Source organism: Ensifer sp. MJa1 (assembly GCF_037026475.1).
Taxonomy (GTDB): Bacteria; Pseudomonadota; Alphaproteobacteria; order Rhizobiales; family Rhizobiaceae; genus Ensifer.
This window is the reverse complement of sequence record NZ_JAKUMO010000034.1, coordinates 15,539-33,734: the sequence shown is the minus strand read 5'-3', so window position 1 is coordinate 33,734 and position 18,196 is coordinate 15,539. Positions and strand designations below refer to the sequence as shown.

The window sequence follows — 18,196 nt, the reverse complement described above, 5'->3', positions numbered from 1 at the left end:
TTCAGGCAGCCTTCGGCGTGAAGAACGGATTGCCGACCGTGAGCAAGCCCTGCTTCAGCTCTTCGCGCGACGGCCAGTTGCGTGTCAGCGCGCGCTTGGCCGCCATGTGGGTCGCTGTCCGGTTATGAGCATAGACCGCTTCGGCGTCGTCGGCCGTCGGGTTCACCCAGACGGCGGCAATCGCCAGCCAATCGTCCTCGGCCTCTGCCGGCAGCGTGCCGTCGAGCAGAGCGGCGGTGATGCCGGCAGCCACGCCGGCCTGGGCGGGACCCCAGGTCATGGTCTCATGGGTACCGGGCTGCAGTACCGCCTTGGCGATGAACAGTGTCACCGGCTTTGCCGGCAGGTTCGGCTTCAAAATCGCCTGGAACGGCAGGTGGCCGGGGCCCGGGCTTGCCGCCGCGGTCGCCAGAGCACCGGCGATCGGACCATCCTTCGGGCCGAGATAGAGATTGATATGCGCAGCATTCGGGCCGGAGCCCTCGAAACCTTCGCCGATGAAAAGCATGGGTAGTCTCCGAAATGAGAAAAGCGATCAGGACGCGACGGCGAGCGTGGCGGCCGGCGCGGAAAGCGCGCGAGGACGGCGGACCGGGTTGTAGTCGTTGATCATGTCGCGCGGCCGGTAGGGTTCTTCGAGATAGGCACGATCGGAGGCGTCGAGCACGATCTTTGCCGCGTCTAGGGCAGCTTCGACCTGCTCGGCGCTTTCCGCACCAAAGATCGGCACTGTACTGTTGCCAGAGCCTATGACCCAGGCCTGGGCGATCTGGCTCGCGGTCTTGCCGTACTTGCGTGCAAGCTCGTTGACCCTGTTGGCAATCTCCCGGTCGATCTCGTCGCCGAACCAGTCGAGATAGAGATCATGGGCGATACGCGGTGCAGAGCCGCCGCCGGCAAGATAGCCGCGCGCCAAAGGCGAGAACGTCGTGACGGCAATGCCTTCGTCCTTGCAGTAGGGCATCATCTCGCGCTCTTCCTCGCGGTAGAGCAGCGAATACTGGCACTGCATGTTGATGAAGGGCGTCCAGCCGTTCTTCTCGGCCACATGGTTCATCTTGGCGAACTGCCAGGCATACATGGTCGAGGCGCCGAGATAGCGGGCCTTGCCGGATTTGACGATGTCGTGCAGCGCCGACATGGTCTCCTCGATCGGCGTTTCCGGATCGAAGGCGTGGACCATGTAGATATCGACGTAGTCGGTACCCATTTGCGTGAGCGAACGGTCGATCGACTTCATCAGGTGCTTGCGCGAAAGGCCCTGGTCGTTCGGGCTGTCGCTCATGGCGTAGAAAGCCTTGGTGGTGAGCACCAGGTTCTCGCGGCTGGTCATCGAAAGCAGGGTGCGGCCGACGACGCGCTCATTGAGCCCGGTCGAGTACCAGTCCGCCATGTCGAAGAAATTGATGCCGGCGTCCAGGGCCGCCTTCAGAACCGGAACGGACCGGCCCTCGTCGAGAACCCAGCCCTTCCACTTGGAAGAACCGAGACCCATGGTGCCAAGGCAAAGGGATGACGTCTTCAGGCCGGTCTGGCCAAAGCGATTGTATTCCACGGCGATGTCCTAAAAGTGTTTCTCCTCGGGTCGGGACAATGTCGATCGCCCATCGATTTGACAAATAGACTTATTCGATCGCGTCATCTCAAAAACAGATGGGAAATGAAGGCGATGGCCAGAGCATTCCGCCCGCCCTCACATGCTGGAATGCGCCGTATTCAGCGACCCTGGAGATTGTCCGGCCCGACAATTCCGCCGGCAATTCGTGTTGACTGCCGGCGCGTGGCGCGCGGCGCGACGGAATAAGACAGACGCTCGATGCCCGGAGACGGGTCGATGATATCGGCACTCATCGTTGCGCGCGGGTTCACCGCCTCAGCGTTCATCTATCGCGGCGCGTCAATCGCGCAGTCTGATCCATACCGGCGCATGATCGCTCGCCCCTTCCACGCCCCGAACCTGACGGTCGACGCCAGACGCAGTAAGCTTGCCTGAGAGCTTTCGGCTGAGCAGGATGTGATCCAGTCGCAGACCGGCATCGCGCTGCCACCGGTTGCGGCGATAGTCCCAGAAGGTGAAAAGCTGCTCCTGCGGATGAACCTTGCGCAGTGCGTCGAGCCAGCCTTGGCTGAGCAGCCTTCGGAAAGCTTCGCGGCTTTGCGGCTGGACGAGCGCGTTGTCGTCGTATGAGCGCGTCGGGTAGATGTCGCGCGGCTCTGGCACGACGTTGTAGTCGCCCGCCAGAACGACCGGTAGATCAGCGCCATAAAGTTCTGAAGCATGGCGCAAGAGGCGATCGTGCCAGGCCAGCTTGTAGTCGAATTTCGGCCCTGGCTGCGGATTGCCGTTGGGTGCATAAAGGCACGCGACGAGTATGCCGCTGACCGCTGCCTCGATGTACCGGCTCTGCTTGTCTGACGGATCGCCGGCAAGCCCGACGCGGGTCAGCACCGGCTCACTGTCGCGGGCAAGGATCGCGACGCCGTTCCACGCCGACTGCCCTTTCCACACTGCGCCATAGCCGGCCGCCTCGATCGCATCGCGCGGAAACTGGCCGTCCGCCGCTTTCAACTCCTGCAGGCAGACGACGTCGGGTTTTGCCTGTTCGAGCCAGGCGATGAGGTTCTCCAGCCGCTTGACGATGCCATTGATGTTGAACGTGGCGATCTTCATGTCGCAGCGGCTTTATGGCGTCAGCCGTGCGGCCCAGGCGGAAACAGCGTCTGCGACCGTCTTCAGGTGATCGGCGGTTGAAAAGCCGGAGATGCTTTTACGCGGCTTCAGGTCGTGGTCGCCATCCTCGAGCCACAAAACCTCGATCGCATCCGAAAGCGTATAGGCAGGAACCTCCTCTCGGGTACCGAATTCGTCGCGCGTCCCCTGGCAGATCAAGGTCGGCGTCTCGAGCGTGGCCAGGTGCTTGGTGCGTAACTGCTCGGGCTTGGCCGGTGGATGAAATGGGTAGCCGAGGCAGAGCAGTCCGGCGATCTTGCCGGCCGCGTGGAGATCGTCGGCAACCATGCTCGCAACTCGCCCACCCATCGACTTGCCGCCAATGATCAACGGGCCCTTGGCACCCAGTTCCTCGACAGCGGCCACATACTCCGGATTGAGGGTTTCGGCGCGCGGCGGGGGCTTGCGACCGTCGGAAGCCCGGCGCGACGCCATGTAGCCGAACTCAAATCGGGCAACGCGGAACCCGGCCGCAGCAAGTGCCTTGGCGGTTGCGTTCATCGAGGCGGAATCCATCGGCGCGCCGGCGCCGTGAGCGAGCAGGACGGTCACAGGCGCATCCAATGGCCCATCGAACAGGAACTTGTCGCCCATTTCAGCCCACCGTTCTTGGACGCAGGTGCAGATCGACATATTGCACGCCACGCTCTGCCGTCCGCGCCCATTCGCTGACGCTGTCGAGTTCCAGATAGCGGCTCCACCAGCGCCGCGCCTCAGCGAGGTCGCCGGCATCGAATTCCAGTTTCGCCAGATTGAACACCGCATCCGCGTAATCTGCGTCGAGATCGATCGCCTTTTTCAGATGCCTTCGCGCCGCATCGATCCGACCGCGCTCACTCATCAACCCGGCAAGATTAAACCAGGCCTCGACGAACGATGGATCGAGCTTGATCGCGCGCGCGTAATCATGCGCCGCGTCCAGCGCCTGCCCCGCTGCCCTCAGGCAATTGGCCCGATTGAAGGCGGCAACCGAATCTGTCCGGTCCATCGCCAGATAACGCTGATAAAAGCCGGCGGCCACCTCGTAGTCGCCATTCGCCTCTGCCTCCTCGGCAAGTGCAAACAGGTCCTCCAGCTCGGCATCATCGACTGTTGCAAGGTCGAAAAGCAACTGCCCATCCAGTTCGCTCTTGCCTTCGATGCTGCGCGCATAGATCGCATCACGCCCTTCGTGATGCAGCGAAAGTGCGGTCAGCGACGCAACCTGCCCGGAGCGGTGCACGGACCGGGCAATCGCGCTCCAACTGGCCCCGCAGGCGATGAGCTCCGCATATTTGCGGGCAAGGATCAGATCGCGAAACGAATAGGGTTCGCTGTCATGTTCGAAGGCATCGAACAACGACAGCAGATCGAAGACACGCGCGGGGAGCCTCGCCTGATCGATCAGCGATTGCCGCGTGAGCGCCGAGGCCGCCGGGACCGGCATGAGCCCCAGGAGACGAAGAAAGCCGTTCTCGCTGATGATCCATCGCCCTGCGGCGCGCTCTGAATCGAAACGGGCTTCGATCTCGGCATCGCCTGACGTTGCCAGTAGCCGTCGCCCGAAGACGAGATAGGTTGTCTGGCGCGTGATGCCGCGCCTCAGGTGCCCGAACTGCCGTTCGACCTCCCGTGCCGCAAGCCGGCGCGGGAAAGCCGCAAGCGCTCCGACGATACCGAAAGTCTGACCTGCAACCGCCATCATGCTTTCTTCTTCGCAGGCGTCTTTGCCGCCGTGCGTTTGGCAGCGGCCGGTGCCGCAGCCTTGGCTGCTTCCTTTGCAGCCGGTTCGGCCTTCGTCTTGCTTTTCGCGGGCGGCTTCGACTGGGACAGGCTCGCCTTGAGGGCGTCCATCAGGTTTATGACATTGCCACGTTCCGGCGCTGCCGCAATGATCGGCTTGTGGCCTTTCAGCTTTTCGCGGATCATCTTCATCAGCGCGATCTCGTAGCGGTCCTCGTAGTTTTTCGGATCGAAGACGGTCAGTTTCTGCTGGATCAGCGCCTCTGCCAGTTGCAGCATCTCCGGGTCGGCATGACCGACAGGGATGTTGCCGAAATATTCAGCTGTTCCGCGCACTTCGCTCGGATTTCTCAACACACACACGAACATACCGGTTTCGCGCGCGCCGATCGTAACAATGCGTTCACGGCTCGAAAGCACCAGCCGGGCGATGGCGAGCTTGCCGGTCCGTTTCAGCGCTTCGCGCAGTACGACGAAGGTCTCCTCGGCCATCGCACCATCGGGCGCGAGGTAGTATGGAGCGTCCTGGTAGATGACGTCGACTGAGCCTTCGTCGACAAAGGCCTCGATGTTCATCGTGTGGTTGGACTCGATCTTGACGCTATCGAGGTCCGCGTCCTCAATGATGATGTACTTCTTGTCTTCATACTCGTACCCCTTGACCAGGTCCGAGCGCTCGACGAGACCGAGCTCCGGGTCGACCGGCTTCATGTTGATCCGGTTGTGCGTATCCTTGTGAAGCTGATTGAAGCTGATGCGTTCGCTCGAGCTGGTCGCCGGATAGAGCCTGACGGGGCAACTGACGAGACTGAGTTTGAGATAACCTTTCCAACTTGCCCTGGGCGCCATGATCGTCTCCTACGCGGCCAAACGCATTACGTCCTCGTTTCGGACAGAAGCGGCAAATCCTTGGCAAAGGCGTCGATATCGGCCCAGGGATCGCCGAAAGTATCCAGAAGACCAGGCAGCGAAGAATAGTTCAAATCCTCTGGAGCGTCGATAGTCTCAAGATCCGCCCAGTTGAGCGGCGTCGAGGCGGGCAGATTTGTGCGCGCCCTAAGTGAATAGGGGGCCGCCGCCGTATGTCCACGCGCATTGCGGTGGTAGTCGATGAAGATACGCTTGACGCGGTTCTCCTTGCCCATGGTGGTGGTGAATGTCTGCGGCGCTGTCTCGGCAAGGCGCGACGCGATTGCACTCGTCGCCTGGTGTGTCTTCTTCCAATTGAGTTTGGGCGTCACCGGGACGACGACATGAATTCCACGGCCGCCCGAGGTTTTCACGAAGGGAACAAGGCCCAGCGTTTCCAGTTCGCCGCGGATATGCACGGCTGCCTCGACCACGTCACGCCAGGTGATGCCGTCGCCGGGATCAAGGTCGAAGACGATACGATCGGGCGTTTCGAGCCGCTCGCGCTTGGTGCCCCAGCTATGGAGCTCGATGACGCCGAACTGGGCGAGCGCCAAGTACCCTTTCGTGCCTTCGATCGAGAGGTAGGATTTGGTCTCGCCCTCTGAGTTGGTCGACTGAAAGCTAACGATCGAGGCGGGCATGCCGGTGAAGGGATGACGCTGAAAGAAGCAATCGGCAGGCTTGCCCGTCGGGCAGCGAAAGAGCGACACCGGTCGGCCGAGGAGATGAGGCAGCATGAAGTCGCCGACGAGAGCATAGTAGACGGCAATGTCGAGTTTGGTCGGCCCGGATCTGCCGAACACGCGACGGTCGGCATTGGTGACCTGGATGCTGGCAAGATCGGCATCGGTGATCAGCCGCTTGCGCGGCGCAAGCCTGGGGGCCGAAAGCTCAACATCGCGAAGGCCTTTGAAGACCGCATGGCGAAGGAGGTTGTCGGCCGTACGATTGGAATAGTGGATACGGGCGCTTAACACCGGGCGCACCCAGAGGATTTCCTTGGGCGCGCCTTCGAGTGCGATTGCGTCGCCGCGCAGCCCTTCAAGTCGTTCAAGCAGTCGCGCTGCAGTTTCAGCGTCAAAGCCGGTTCCGACCTTGCCACGATAGTGCAGTTCGTCACCCACCCATTCACCGAGAGCAAGTGCTGCAAGGCCCTCGGCCGCCTCGGAGGTGGTGTATCCGGCGATCACGAAGTCCTCGTTCTTCAGCGCCTTTGTCTTGGTCCAGGTCTGGGTACGGCCGCTGCGATAGGGCGCCGCGGCCCGTTTCGACACGATGCCCTCCAGACCCAGTTCCGAAGCTTGCTCGTAAAGACCGCGCCCGTCGCCTTCGACATGGTCGCTGAACTGGATCGCCGAACGGCTCGATAGCTGCCAGCCGAGCACCTGCTCCAACAGCCGTTTGCGCTTTTCCAGCGGCACCTCGGCCAGGTTCCATCCGTCCAGATAGACGATGTCGAATGCATAGAAGACGAGCTTTCCGTCGGTCCCGGTTGAAAGCGCGTCTTGCAGCAGGGCAAAACGACTGATGCCCTTGTCATCCAAAACGACGATCTCGCCGTCGATAAGGGCCTCGCGACAGGGCAGCTTCTGAAAAGCCTCCGGCAGGTCACTGTAGCGCTTCGTCCAGTCGAGACCGCTGCGCGTGATCAATCGCACCTTGCCGTTAGAGATATCCGCCATCGTCCGGTAGCCATCAAACTTGATCTCGTGCAGCCACTTCGCCTTCTCCAGTGGTGCGCCGGGGGGCTTCGCAACCGGGCTGGCAAGTTGCGGCTCGATCCGTTCCGGCTTTGCCCCCCTGACTGCACCGGGCAATGCGCCGGGCCTGAGAACGGTCGGCTTTGCCGGTTTCTTCGGTTGTTCGACCAGGTCCTCGATCCGCCGGCCGCTCTTAACGCTTTCAGGGCGCGACGCCAGGATATCGACTGTCGGGTCGGCGGCCGGATCGTGTTCCTTGAACAGCAGCCAATTGCGCTGATCCTCCTCGCCCGGTTTCGGCTTCAGACGCGTTAGCATCCAGCCGCCGTTGAGTTTCTCTCCGGCAAGACGAAACTTGAAAGCCCCGGTCCTCAGGCTCTTGTCGATATCGTCCATGGGCGCCCAGACGCCGGCATCCCAGACGATCATCGGCCCGCCCCCGTATTCGCCTTCGGGGATGACGCCCTCGAAGTCGATATAGTCGAGCGGATGGTCCTCGGTCTCGACCGCCAAGCGTTTGTCGGCGGGGTTGAGCGACGGCCCCCTCGGGACCGCCCAGCTTTTCAGGACGTCCCCCACCTGCAGCCTGAGGTCATAATGGTCAGCCGTTGCGTGATGCTTGTGGACGACAAAGCGGTTCCCTTCGCCGCCCGAGCGCCCCGCAGGCTCCGGCGTCCTGGAAAAATCCCGTTTCGAGCGATAGGCCGCAAGTTTCGACGTCGCCATGACATAAAGCTAAGGCGTGTTCCTGCGGGCGGCAATATCTGATGCCGCCTGGATCTCCGGACAGGAGATATTTAGGAAAGCACTTGCTTTCCATGTGTTCAATCACTAACACTTTCCAGAAGTGAATTTGGAAAGCCGCCATGCTTGAAAAGCAGAAGACGCCGCGCCCCCGTGGCCGGCCCCAGGTCCGTTGCGACGACGACACCCGGCGTGTCATCATCCTTTCGGCAGAACGGCAATTCTGCGACCTTGGCTACGAGGCTGCGAACATCAACGTGATCGCGCGCAATTCCGGCGTTTCCACCAAGACCCTTTACCGCCTGTTTCCAACCAAGGCCGATCTGTTCGAGCGCGTCATTTCGCTCCGGATCGCCGAGTTCGTGCTCGAAGCGGACGAGGAGAACCTTGACGCAGTCGACGTGAAGACCGCGCTGGTACGATTGCTCGCAGCCTATGGGCACCTCGTGCTTTCGGTGGACACGATCGCCATCATCCGCCTTGTACTCGCCGAGGCGGAACGCTTTCCGGAGATCGCCGCCACGTTCTGGGAACAGGCGATCGAGCGGACAAACGCCACACTGGAGCGTTGGCTTAAAAAGCAGGTGGTGCAAGGGCGCCTCGTCGTCGCCGACCCACACATGGCGGCGGACATGCTGCGCGGCATGATGGCGATGGAGCCCCAGCGTGCCGTGATGATGCGACGCGTCGCCAGCATCGATGAGACGACGATCGCAACCCGGGCCGAAAGTTGCGCCGAGATCTTCCTGGCAGGGACGTTGTCACGGTAAACGCAGGACTTCCGCCCTGCTCCACCGCATTCTTTGCGGATGTCATCCCGCTGTCATCAAACTGTAACCTGAGGCCGTATAACTCTCTGCGCGGGCGCTCGCCCCGCCGGGCGCATGACGCGTCGCGACCAGCCTTTGGCATGGCCCTCCTCCTTCAAGCCCGGTGTTTGTTATGCGTTTGTCCGCGAAGCTCCCCCTCGCCGCGGCGGCTCTTGCTGCCTTCTCGATTGCCGCGACCAGTCTCGCCAGCCTCACCGTCAGCGGTAGCATGTCAGCGCGCGCGGCGGTGGAGAAGCTCGAGGCCCTTGCCGATGCGCGCCGCAATGAGCTTCGCCACTACCTGACGACCGTCGAAAACGACCTGCGCAATCTGCAGGCGCAGAAATCCGTCGCCAAGGCGCTCAGCGATCTCAACGGCGCTGCCGCCAAGATCGGTGATGCGGCAGAAAGAGAGCTGCAGCGGCGCTACGTGAGCGGCAACCCCAATACCGAAGACCAACGCGCCCTCTACAGTTCCGCCGGCATCGACGACTACGACACCTTGCATGCGCGCTATCATCCCTTCTTCCGCCGCTTTGCCGAAGCGCATGGCTACCGCGATGTGCTGCTCGCCAATCTCAGCGGCGACGTCGTCTACTCCCTCAACAAGAAGGGCGACTTTGCCGTCAACCTCAAGGACGGGACCTGGAAAGATACGGGCCTCGGCCGCATCTTCAAGGAAACGGCCGAAGGCACCGACAAGAGCAAGCTCGCCTTTGCATCCTACGAGGCCTATGCGCCACTTGGCGGCAGTGCCGCGGCCTTCATCGCCACCCCGCTGGAATCGATCGACGGCAAGATCGGCACGTTGATCCTCGAAATGCCGGACGCACGCATTGGCGAGATCATCGGCAACAGAACCGGCCTCGGCGAAACTGGCGAGACGATCCTCATCAACGGCGACGGATTCTTCCTCTCCGAAAGCCCCGCGACGTCGGATAGCGACGTGCTCAAGGCACGCGTCAGCCTTGACGCCCAGCCCGAAGCCAATGCCATCGCCAGCAGCAGGCTCGACGATTTCCGCGGTGAGGAAGCGCAGATCGCCGCGACCGGTCTCGATGCCTTCGGCACACGCTGGAGCGTGGCTGCCGTCATGACGTCACGCGAGGCATTTGCCGCCGTCACGGCCCTGCGTAACTGGACCCTGGCAACAGCCCTTGCCGTGCTTGTCGCCGCACTGGCGGCCGCCGTCTGGTACTCGTGCCGGATGACACGGCCGATCACCGGCCTCGTTGCGGACATGAGCAGGCTTGCCGGTGGCGATACGGCGATCGCCGGCGTCGGGCGCAGCCGCAAGGATGAAATCGGCGACATGGCCCGTTCGGTGCTTGTCTTCCGCGACGCGCTCATCGATCGCAACCGCCTCGAGACCGAGGCGGCCTGCACCCGAACCATGATCGAGGACGAACGCCAGATGCGCGAGGCGAACCAGACCGAAATGTCGCGCCAGATCAACGAAGCTGTCGAGAGCCTGGCGATCGGCCTTGAACGGCTGGCGCAGGGCGACCTGACGGCACGCATCGGCCAGCCTTTCGGTGCCGGTTTCGACCGGTTGCGATCGGACTTCAACCTGTCGCTCGAAAGCCTCGCCGTCACCCTTGGCGACGTCAAGGCGCGAAGCGCCCATATCGACGGCGAGACCGGCGAAATGCGGGACGCCATCGGCCAGCTTGCCAAGCGCACGGAACACCAGGCGGCGACGCTGGAAGAAGCGACCGCAGCCCTGAGCGCGATTACCGCTACCGTCGAGCGCACTGCCGAACATGCCTCGTCGGCAACCCGGATCGCAGCCGCGGCAAAAGCCAGTTCCGACCGATCCGGCCAGGTCGTGATGAACGCCGTCGGTGCCATGGCCCAGATCGAGAAGGGTTCGGTGGCGATCTCGCAGATCATCGGCACGATCAACGACATCGCGTTCCAGACCAACCTCTTGGCGCTGAACGCCGGGGTGGAGGCTGCCCGCGCCGGCGAGGCTGGCAAGGGCTTTGCCGTCGTCGCCCATGAGGTGCGGGAACTGGCGCAGAAGTCCGCGCTGGCTGCCCGCGAGATCAAGGCGATCATTACCACCTCGGCCGACGAGGTGGCGAAGGGCGTTTCCCTCGTCCGGGCAGCGGGGGATGCACTTGACGAAATCTCCGGCCAGATCCACGCGATCAACGAACAGACGCAGCAGATCGCCGGCGATGCTCGTGACCAGGCAAACGACCTGCAGCACATCAACGAGACCATGCATTCGCTCGACGGCGTGACGCAGCAGAACAATGCCATGGTCGAAGAGAGCACAGCCATGACCCATCGGCTCTCAGGCCAGGCGTCCGGACTGTTCGATCTGGTCGAGCGTTTCCGAACCTTAGGGGACGAACCGGGAGCGGAAAGGCAGGCTGCACCGCGTGCCCGCCTCCGCCTGACGGCTTGATGTCACGGTCTCCTCAGCCCGCCTTGGCCAGCGCGACCGCATCGGCTCCGGCGGGAAAGCGGAGCTGGCCCGTCGTATCGTTCGCGGCCCGCCACACGGCTTCGGCAACGTCCGCCTCCGTCGTCACCAGGGTCGGCTTGGCGAACTGTTCGAAGATCGGAGCGGCAAACTCGGCATAGGTCTCCGGGATCAGGTCTTCGACGCGCACCGCCGTGTTGTGCGCGAAACGCGTGGTCGGAGCGTAACCGGGCTCAACCAGTTTCACGCGTACGTCAAAGGCTCCGAGCTCATGGGCAAGCGAGCCGCTAAACCCGGTGATCGCGGTCTTGCTGGCTGTATAGGCCGCGGCAAGCGGCATGGCCGCAAGCGTCACGCTGGAGGTGACGTTGACGATCACACCGGACCTGCGGGAGCGAAGTTGCGGGATGACGGCCTGCGTCATCGCCATCACCCCGAAGGTGTTGGTATCAAAGACCTTGCGAATGTGGGACATCGGCGTCGCCTCGAAGGCCCCCACCACGCCTACGCCGGCATTGTTGACGAGGACATCGATCGGTCCGGCCTCTTCAATCGCGGTCGCAATGCTCTCGGGGCTCGTGACATCGAGCGCCAGCACCCGCACGCGCTCGGACTTCGGCAAGATGTCGCGCCGCGGAGTGCGCATCGTCGCGATCACGTTCCAGCCCTCGGCGTGGAAGCGTCGTGCCGTCTCCAGGCCGTAACCGGAAGAGCAGCCAGTAATCAGTACGGTCTTCATGGAAATGTCCTCAGTTGCGTTGATGCAAACGGGATACCCTGCCCACTCAGGACGAACTACGGCTTGCAGTCCTATTTTAGTTTGCTATCGTCCTGAAATGGCCGATCCACTCTCACAACTCATTCAACTTTTGCGACCGAAAACGGTCTTTACCAAAGGCATCAGCGGCGCTGGTCGCTGGGCCGTTCGCTATTCGGAGTTCGGACAGCCGAGTTTTTGCACGGTCGTTGCCGGTTCCTGCCGGCTCGTCGTCGACGGCACGGCGCCGGTCACGCTTCAAGCCGGCGATTTCGTCTTGCTGCCAACCACCCCGGGCTTCACGCTTTCGGGTTTCGAGCCGGTGCAGCCAACCTTCATCGATCCCAAGGTAACGTCGGCACCGGTGGACGAGGTTCGCCACGGCAGGGCCGACGGTGAACCGGATGTACGCCTGCTCGGCGGATACTTCCTACTCGAGTCTCCCGATGCTGGGCTGCTCGTGTCGCTGTTGCCGACGCTGGTGCACCTTCGCGGCATAGAACGCCTTTCGACACTGGTGCGCCTGATGGGTGACGAGGCGAGCAACGAGCGCCCGGGTCGCGACCTGGTTCTCGGCCGCCTGGTGGAAATCCTGCTCGTCGAAGCACTTCGGTCCATCCAGGGCGAAGGCGCCACGCCCGGCCTGTTGCGCGGGCTGGGCGACCCTCGGTTGGCGACCGCAATCCGTGCAATCCACGCTGATCCGGCCCACCCTTGGACCGTGGCCGAGCTTGCAAGCGACGCGGCGCTGTCGCGCTCGGTGTTTTTCGATCGCTTCACCCGTGCCGTCGGGGTGCCGCCGATGGAGTACCTTCTGGTCTGGCGCATGGCGCTTGCCAAGGATCTGTTGCGGCAGCGTGATGTCGATCTGGCGGCGATTGCCGAGCGTGTCGGCTACCGTTCGGCCAGCACCTTCAGTACCGCGTTCAGCCGCCACGTCGGACAACCGCCAGGCCGCTATGCGCGCCTAGCGCTCGCCTAGCAATGACGTGACGCCGCCTTGCATGCAAAAATGTCCGGCCGGGCCGCGGCGCTACTGCGACTTGCCGCGGTTGCGGTTGGGCGCACTCAGACCGCGTTGGGGGCATTCTATCGGCGTCTGTCGGCGCGCGTCGGCAAGGCCAAGGCGGTCACTGCCACGGCCCGCAAAATAGCCGTCTTGTTCTACAACGCCCTGCGGCACGGTATGGAATACAGCGATCCGGGAGCCTCCCACTACGAGGAGAATTACCGTCGACGCGTCCTCACCAATCTCGAGCGAAGAGCAAAGTCGTTCGGGTATACCCTACAGCCCGCGCCAACATCTGGCTGAATGTTTCTTAGGAATGCCGAAAATGTCGCGACTACTGGCTGGCGGTCACATCTACAGCTAGCTCGCGCGACGATAGAGAGGCCTGTCTTCAACAGCGAACCGTAACGTATGCTCCATCGCCACTATGATTGGACAATGTCGCTCGCCACGCGAGAGACCGCCATTGTCTGGCTCGGCATGATCGCCTTCGTCGAAAGCTCGACCTTTTCGGTCCGCGCCGACCTACTTCTCATCCCGATGTCACTGACGCACCCCAGGGCGGGCGTGGCGTACGCGCTGGTGGCGAGCGTCGCCTCGGTGCTCGGCGGCATTGCCGGCTGGTATCTCGGCACTTCGCCTTCGATACGCTCGCAAAGCCGCTCCTGGAATTCTACGGCAAGCTCGATACTTTCGAACACCTGAAGGCCTCGGTCGATTCCGAGATCTAATCCTGTTGCTCGTGGCCTCGGGGCTCGCACATCTGCCGCCGATCGAGGTCGTGACCATCCTTTCGGATGCTGCCAACATCAACCTTGGTCTGTTCATCGTCGCGGCCATCCTTGCGCGGCGCGCGCTTCTTCTTGTTTGCTTGGCTGTTGCGTTCTGAACTCAGACGGGAGACCGGAAACGGATACTGTAAGTGCGGGCCTCAAACGCTGGGTTCGACGATTGGATCAGGCAACTTCCGTCATAAGCTCGTGCGAGCTCTTCGGTGTTGGAGCGGACCGATAAATGAAGCCAACATCTGCAATCCGAACCTGTTCAGAGCTAGCCGAACCTCGGTCCTGATGCCCCTGGGTCGGGGTCTCCGCCGCGAGCGACACGATCACGCTCACGTTCGCGACGCCGTTCAGAGACGTCCTGCTTGCCTTCCAGTCTGCCTAAAATCCCTTGAAGCTGGAATTCCCGCAAACGGACATCGAGGCGCTCGTCTTCACGGTACTTCCGGAGGATCGAAACCGGACTGAGTTGGTCGCCAAATTCCTGCTCGGTTGGTTTTCCTATGTGCATGCCGCGAATGATGTACTCAAGCTCTCTGAGAGCGGTGAGAGCCCGTTTTAAGGCGGGCCTGTCCTCAGGGTTGGATAGCTGATCATCGATGTAGCAGTCCAGGATCAGAAGGCTCGCGACGGCTTGCCGCAACGAGTGGTCACTTCGGCGACCAAGCATGTTGATGTTACTCAGGCGGCTCCGAACGCAATCCAGCGGATGCATCAAGGTGATCGAAATAGCCTCGGGGTTTTCTGCATCCGCAAACGTGATGGAGTTTTCGAGGAGGGATTTATCCTCGACGCCTTTGATCTGGGCGAGGAAGTCGACCACGATATCACGTCCCCCGAGCTTACCTTTGACGACAGCCGCGTTGGGGGTGTGGTTGTCACCATTGGGTATTTCGAGGAGCCCGTTTTCCAGACTTTCGGCAAGCGCGCGCTCGGCACCCCGATTGTGGTAGAAATCTAGGTCCTTGCTCGTAAGCTCGCCGAGAGCGTCGAGTTCCTCGTCCATGCCGTGATAAAGTTCGGCCCAAATATTGATCGCCTGCCCGCCGACGATGATGGGGCGGAAGCGTTGGACAAACCCGAGGAGCGTCTGAACTTCTTCTGCCGTGAGATGGGGATCGGCATCTTCGTCGTCTTCGATGATCATCCTTGGCTCTCTCTCAGGAGTTCGCCAAAGCCTTGCCGCCGATAGCAACCATCTTGTAACGATGAAGGGGAAGTGCAGCAAACGCGGAGTTCTCACGGCGCAACTGAGAAGGGCTTACCGAACCGTTGTTCAGGCGCGCCTGATCCCGTTCGCGGCTCTCTTTCTTTTCGAGAGCGCGTTTGCGCGAATCAAGATGGGCGACCCTGTAGCTCATACTGTTCTTCCTAACTAAAATTTGTTTACATCAATTCGACAGCCATTTCAATGTTCCAACTGCGAGGCAACGTTCACCCGAAACAAGGCATTCCGATACTCATAAGGTAGGATGAGGCGCTAACCGTTTCAAACCGCCGGCTGAGCCGACGGGAGCCTGACTGGGCGTTGCCTTTACCGACTATGCAGGCTTGTGAGAACCGCGCCAAAAGGATCGTCGTCAACGACCCGGCCGCAATGCGAGCGGCTGCGGTTCTGGGGCTTGGCGTCGCCATGATCGCGAAACCGGACACATTGCCCTACCTGGAGAACGGTGACCTCGTCCGTTTGATACCTGCATGGTACGCGGATGCCGGTCCGATCTCGATTTACTATGCGACCCGAACCTTACTTGCCAACAAAACCCGCATTCTATTTATTTCATCGGCGAGGTCTTTCAACGCGAAGGGTGGCCAGAACGGTTTGCAGGTACACTGGGTCCGCTGTCGCTGGCGTTCTTCGGACGAGGTCCGACTCAAAGTCCAGGGATGCAAGTAGACGCGGCCGATGTCTGCACCTCACCCTCAGCATCTCCAAGTTGGGGAAATTTCTGGAATTGCTCTTTTGATTCAGTGGCGTACGACGGCTTTGTGCGACTTTATTACCTAATGCCGCTGATTTGCGCCGTCGCTGCCCATCGCCTGCTATCGTGACAGATTCCAGTCGGCCGCCGGGCTAGTGCCCTGCGGTAACGACAAAGGCGCAAGCATCCGCATCGAGCGACCCTTCGGATCGTTCTGCGGCGCCTTGCGACAGGCGTAATCCTGCGCCGCCTGCAGAGCGGCAAGCGCTCCGTCATAGTCGATCAGGGTCGGCCGTCCGCCGCTGACGACACAGGTACCGTCGACATAGACCCCCTCGATCGCCCGCTCCGCGGCGCAATGCAGAAGGCTGCGCAGCGGATCATAGACAGGCTGCATCGCGTGATGCCTGAGATCGACGACGAGGAAATCCGCCTTGGCCCCGACAGAGATGCGGCCGAGATCGCTGCGGCCGAGTGCCCGTGCGCCGGCAATGGTCGCAGCCTCCAGGATGTCACCAGTCGCGACGTCGAAAACGGACTTGCCCGACAGCCGGGCACAGATCATCGCCTGACGCATTTCCTCGAGCATGTTGAAGGGATAGCTGTCGGTTCCCAAGGCGACGTTGACGCCGGCGCGCCGATAGCGCCCGACGGACTCCAGCGCCATCCCGCTGCGCGAGAAAGTCACCGGGCAATGGGCGACTGTCGTCTGGCGATCAGCCAGAAGCCTGAGGTCGATCTCCGTTCGCTGGCGGGTCCAGGAATGACTGTCGACGAAGATGCAATGCCCGAGGATCAAGTCCTTGCCGAGCAGGCCGAGGCTCTCGAGATACTGCACGGCCGTCAATCCGTGCCGGCGCAGCAGTTCCTCATGCTCGGTCATCGTTTGGGCGGCATGGATGGTGGTCGGCATGCCCCGCTTGCGAGCCGCGGCAACGGCATCCTGCAGCAGTTCTGGCGAGCAGGTTTCGATCTGGGAGGGCGCAACGACGCCGCCAAGACGGCCGGACGGATGCGCGGCCGCGATGTCGACAACCTCAAGTGCGCGGGCGAAGGCTTCGCGCCCCCTCGCCTTGTCCCAGCGGAAATCGAGCCGGCGGCTGTCTTCCACATGCCACTGGGCTTCGCGGAACCCCGGGGCGACGAAAGCGCGTGCGCCGCTCTTGGCAAACGTCGGCAGCCAGCTTGCGTGCGGTCCGGCGATGTCGAGTAGCGTGGTGACGCCACAGCGCATGAGGTCGCCGACCATGACCGTCAGCGACGCTTCGATCGCATCATCATCGATTTCGAGCAGGTTGGAGTATTCATAGAGCGCATTGCCCCAAAGAGCGGCCGTGCCCATGTCTTCAAAGATGCCCTTCGAGATCGGCTCCTCGCCCGAGTGGCAATGCACGTTGACAAAGCCAGGCATGATCATCCGGTCGCGACCGGAACTCTCGCTGGCGAAAGGCCCGTCGTACTGGCCGCCGACATGGACGAAGCCCCGGCCGTCATAGGCAACATCGGCGTCGTTGAGATAGACGTGACCATTGCGCGTGCTGTCGAAGGCGACGACGGTCTGCGCCTTGCGGATGACGTGGATCTCGTTAGTCATGCGTGGTCCTGAAGTGTTGCTCAAGGAAACGGCTGTAAGCACCCATAAGAGCGCTGAAAACAAAGTACACAACGGCTGCGAAAACATAGCCCTCCAGCACCGCTATGCCCTGCCATTGCGGGTCGCGCATGGCGGTGCGGACGGTGTCGAGGAAGTCCAGCAGGCCGACGATGGTCACCAGTGTCGTATCCTGGAAGAAGCCGATGAACAGGCTGACCAGCGGCGGGATCACCTTCTTTAGCGCCTGCGGCAGCACGATCTTGCGCATGATCTGCCAATAGTGCAGCCCGAGCGAATGTCCGGCTTCCACCTGTCCCTTGGGAACGGCCTGCAGGCCACCGCGCACGATCTCGGCGATATAGGCAGCGGCAAAGAGGACTATGGCCACCTGCGCCCGGATAAGTTTGTCGATGGTGAGCCCGTCAGGCATGAACAGGGGCAGCATCACTGTTGCCATGAACAGGATGCTGATCAGCGGCACGCCGCGCACGATCTCGATGAAGCCAACGCCGAGGACGCGGATCGCCGGAAGGCTGGACGCGCGGGCAAGCGCCAGCGCAATGCCCAGCGGAAGCGCGCAGGCAAGCCCAATGAACGACAGCATGAAGGAGAGCGGTAGCCCGCCCCATTGTGTCGTCGGCACGACGCTCAGACCGAAGAAGCCACCCGCCATCAAGACGTAGAGCGTCGGCAGGATGCAAACGATCCAGGCGACCAGCAGGCCACGCCCCCAGATCTTCGGAACCATCGAGACGATACAGGCGGCAAGGAACAACAGCATCGCCGCGAGCGGCCGCCATTGCTCCTCGAACGGATAGAAGCCGAAGAAGATGTAGCGCATCTTCGCCGACAGGAATGGCCAACAGGCGCCACTCGTCGCCTTGCATTCGGCCGGCGTGCCGGAAAACGTCGCATCGACGAACAGCCAGCCGATCGCCAGCTTGGCAACGGCAAAGATCGTGCCAAGGCAAAGGATGGTGATCAACGCGTTGCCTGGTGTTCCGAAGTAGGCGCTGAACCACCGGTTCTTGCGGGCTGGCGGCGCCTCGCCGCTGGAGGTGAGCACAGCATCGCTCATGA

At 61.8% G+C, this 18,196-nt stretch carries 15 protein-coding genes and 3 pseudogenes; 6 read left to right on the top strand and 12 right to left on the bottom strand.

All coding sequences use genetic code 11. From position 1 onward, the window contains the following. Window position 1 precedes the first annotated feature (1 nt). From fae to ligD, 7 genes are all read right to left on the bottom strand, one after another. A complete protein-coding gene (fae, locus tag MKZ91_RS29270) occupies window positions 2–508 on the bottom strand; it encodes a formaldehyde-activating enzyme (protein WP_336174533.1) in 507 nt (168 codons plus the stop codon). A 27-nt stretch (window positions 509–535) separates the two neighbouring features. Beyond that, a complete protein-coding gene (locus MKZ91_RS29265; RefSeq protein ID WP_336174532.1) occupies window positions 536–1,555 on the bottom strand; it encodes an aldo/keto reductase in 1,020 nt (339 codons plus the stop codon). A 342-nt stretch (window positions 1,556–1,897) separates the two neighbouring features. Continuing rightward, window positions 1,898–2,671, bottom strand: coding sequence for an exodeoxyribonuclease III (gene xth / locus MKZ91_RS29260; protein WP_336174531.1), 774 nt, complete (start codon window positions 2,669–2,671; stop codon window positions 1,898–1,900). A 12-nt stretch (window positions 2,672–2,683) separates the two neighbouring features. Continuing rightward, on the bottom strand, window positions 2,684–3,325 hold the full coding sequence (locus MKZ91_RS29255) for an alpha/beta hydrolase family protein (RefSeq protein ID WP_336174530.1): 642 nt from the start codon (window positions 3,323–3,325) through the stop codon (window positions 2,684–2,686). A 1-nt stretch (window position 3,326) separates the two neighbouring features. Beyond that, complete coding sequence (locus tag MKZ91_RS29250; RefSeq protein WP_336174529.1) at window positions 3,327–4,412, bottom strand: tetratricopeptide repeat protein; 1,086 nt, start codon at window positions 4,410–4,412, stop codon at window positions 3,327–3,329. Continuing rightward, window positions 4,412–5,302: a non-homologous end joining protein Ku gene (gene ku, locus MKZ91_RS29245; RefSeq protein WP_336174528.1), complete on the bottom strand. Its 891-nt coding sequence runs from the start codon at window positions 5,300–5,302 to the stop codon at window positions 4,412–4,414. The genes MKZ91_RS29250 and ku overlap by 1 nt, the downstream gene beginning before the upstream one ends. Before the next feature lie 26 nt (window positions 5,303–5,328). After that, on the bottom strand, window positions 5,329–7,791 hold the full coding sequence (gene ligD / locus MKZ91_RS29240; RefSeq protein WP_336174527.1) for a DNA ligase D: 2,463 nt from the start codon (window positions 7,789–7,791) through the stop codon (window positions 5,329–5,331). 140 nt (window positions 7,792–7,931) lie between these two features. Between ligD and MKZ91_RS29235 the strand changes: the two genes are divergently transcribed. Together MKZ91_RS29235 and MKZ91_RS29230 are read left to right on the top strand one after the other, a co-directional pair. Next, window positions 7,932–8,579, top strand: coding sequence for a TetR/AcrR family transcriptional regulator (locus tag MKZ91_RS29235; protein WP_336174526.1), 648 nt, complete (start codon window positions 7,932–7,934; stop codon window positions 8,577–8,579). Window positions 8,580–8,751: 172 nt separating this feature from the next. Beyond that, window positions 8,752–11,034 carry a methyl-accepting chemotaxis protein gene (locus MKZ91_RS29230; protein WP_336174525.1) on the top strand — a complete coding sequence of 761 codons (2,283 nt, stop codon included), beginning with the start codon at window positions 8,752–8,754 and terminating at the stop codon, window positions 11,032–11,034. A gap of 13 nt (window positions 11,035–11,047) precedes the next feature. Here the strand turns inward: MKZ91_RS29230 and MKZ91_RS29225 are convergent, their stop codons facing one another. Continuing rightward, window positions 11,048–11,791, bottom strand: a complete 744-nt coding sequence (locus tag MKZ91_RS29225; protein WP_336174524.1) for an SDR family oxidoreductase — start codon at window positions 11,789–11,791, stop codon at window positions 11,048–11,050. 97 nt (window positions 11,792–11,888) lie between these two features. Here MKZ91_RS29225 and MKZ91_RS29220 point away from each other — a divergent pair, with 97 nt between their 5' ends. The 3 genes and pseudogenes from MKZ91_RS29220 to MKZ91_RS29210 form a co-directional block, all read left to right on the top strand. After that, window positions 11,889–12,791 (top strand): AraC family transcriptional regulator, encoded by a 903-nt coding sequence (locus MKZ91_RS29220; protein WP_336174523.1) that lies wholly within the window; start codon window positions 11,889–11,891, stop codon window positions 12,789–12,791. Window positions 12,792–12,818: 27 nt separating this feature from the next. Further along, window positions 12,819–13,121, top strand: a pseudogene (locus tag MKZ91_RS29215) (IS110 family transposase); the annotation flags it as partial. A gap of 108 nt (window positions 13,122–13,229) precedes the next feature. Next, window positions 13,230–13,702 (top strand): annotated as a pseudogene (locus MKZ91_RS29210) (YqaA family protein); the annotation flags it as partial. 166 nt (window positions 13,703–13,868) lie between these two features. Here MKZ91_RS29210 and MKZ91_RS29205 read toward each other — a convergent pair. Both MKZ91_RS29205 and MKZ91_RS29200 read right to left on the bottom strand, forming a co-directional pair. After that, window positions 13,869–14,747, bottom strand: a complete 879-nt coding sequence (locus MKZ91_RS29205; protein WP_336174522.1) for a hypothetical protein — start codon at window positions 14,745–14,747, stop codon at window positions 13,869–13,871. 13 nt (window positions 14,748–14,760) lie between these two features. Continuing rightward, the gene (locus MKZ91_RS29200; RefSeq protein ID WP_336174521.1) at window positions 14,761–14,961 is read right to left on the bottom strand and encodes a hypothetical protein; all 201 of its coding nucleotides are present in this window, start codon (window positions 14,959–14,961) and stop codon (window positions 14,761–14,763) included. Window positions 14,962–15,167: 206 nt separating this feature from the next. Here MKZ91_RS29200 and MKZ91_RS29195 point away from each other — a divergent pair. Continuing rightward, window positions 15,168–15,439: pseudogene (locus MKZ91_RS29195) on the top strand (LysR family transcriptional regulator); the annotation flags it as partial. Window positions 15,440–15,643: 204 nt separating this feature from the next. Here the strand turns inward: MKZ91_RS29195 and MKZ91_RS29190 are convergent. Together MKZ91_RS29190 and MKZ91_RS29185 are read right to left on the bottom strand one after the other, a co-directional pair. Continuing rightward, complete coding sequence (locus MKZ91_RS29190) at window positions 15,644–17,116, bottom strand: amidohydrolase family protein (RefSeq protein ID WP_336174520.1); 1,473 nt, start codon at window positions 17,114–17,116, stop codon at window positions 15,644–15,646. Further along, window positions 17,109–18,194 carry an amino acid ABC transporter permease gene (locus MKZ91_RS29185; RefSeq protein ID WP_336174519.1) on the bottom strand — a complete coding sequence of 362 codons (1,086 nt, stop codon included), beginning with the start codon at window positions 18,192–18,194 and terminating at the stop codon, window positions 17,109–17,111. The genes MKZ91_RS29190 and MKZ91_RS29185 overlap by 8 nt, the downstream gene beginning before the upstream one ends. Window positions 18,195–18,196 lie beyond the last annotated feature (2 nt).

Bases quoted from the DNA above. Each gene is read 5' to 3' on its own strand.
- MKZ91_RS29220 (WP_336174523.1), top strand. From the start codon at position 11,889: ATGGCCGATCCACTCTCACAACTCATTCAACTTTTGCGACCGAAAACG.
- ligD (WP_336174527.1), bottom strand. From the start codon at position 7,791: ATGGCGACGTCGAAACTTGCGGCCTATCGCTCGAAACGGGATTTTTCC.
- MKZ91_RS29235 (WP_336174526.1), top strand. From the start codon at position 7,932: ATGCTTGAAAAGCAGAAGACGCCGCGCCCCCGTGGCCGGCCCCAGGTC.
- MKZ91_RS29185 (WP_336174519.1), bottom strand. From the start codon at position 18,194: ATGAGCGATGCTGTGCTCACCTCCAGCGGCGAGGCGCCGCCAGCCCGC.
- MKZ91_RS29225 (WP_336174524.1), bottom strand. From the start codon at position 11,791: ATGAAGACCGTACTGATTACTGGCTGCTCTTCCGGTTACGGCCTGGAG.
- MKZ91_RS29255 (WP_336174530.1), bottom strand. From the start codon at position 3,325: ATGGGCGACAAGTTCCTGTTCGATGGGCCATTGGATGCGCCTGTGACC.
- MKZ91_RS29230 (WP_336174525.1), top strand. From the start codon at position 8,752: ATGCGTTTGTCCGCGAAGCTCCCCCTCGCCGCGGCGGCTCTTGCTGCC.
- MKZ91_RS29205 (WP_336174522.1), bottom strand. From the start codon at position 14,747: ATGATCATCGAAGACGACGAAGATGCCGATCCCCATCTCACGGCAGAA.
- MKZ91_RS29250 (WP_336174529.1), bottom strand. From the start codon at position 4,412: ATGGCGGTTGCAGGTCAGACTTTCGGTATCGTCGGAGCGCTTGCGGCT.
- fae (WP_336174533.1), bottom strand. From the start codon at position 508: ATGCTTTTCATCGGCGAAGGTTTCGAGGGCTCCGGCCCGAATGCTGCG.
- MKZ91_RS29190 (WP_336174520.1), bottom strand. From the start codon at position 17,116: ATGACTAACGAGATCCACGTCATCCGCAAGGCGCAGACCGTCGTCGCC.
- xth (WP_336174531.1), bottom strand. From the start codon at position 2,671: ATGAAGATCGCCACGTTCAACATCAATGGCATCGTCAAGCGGCTGGAG.
- ku (WP_336174528.1), bottom strand. From the start codon at position 5,302: ATGGCGCCCAGGGCAAGTTGGAAAGGTTATCTCAAACTCAGTCTCGTC.
- MKZ91_RS29200 (WP_336174521.1), bottom strand. From the start codon at position 14,961: ATGAGCTACAGGGTCGCCCATCTTGATTCGCGCAAACGCGCTCTCGAA.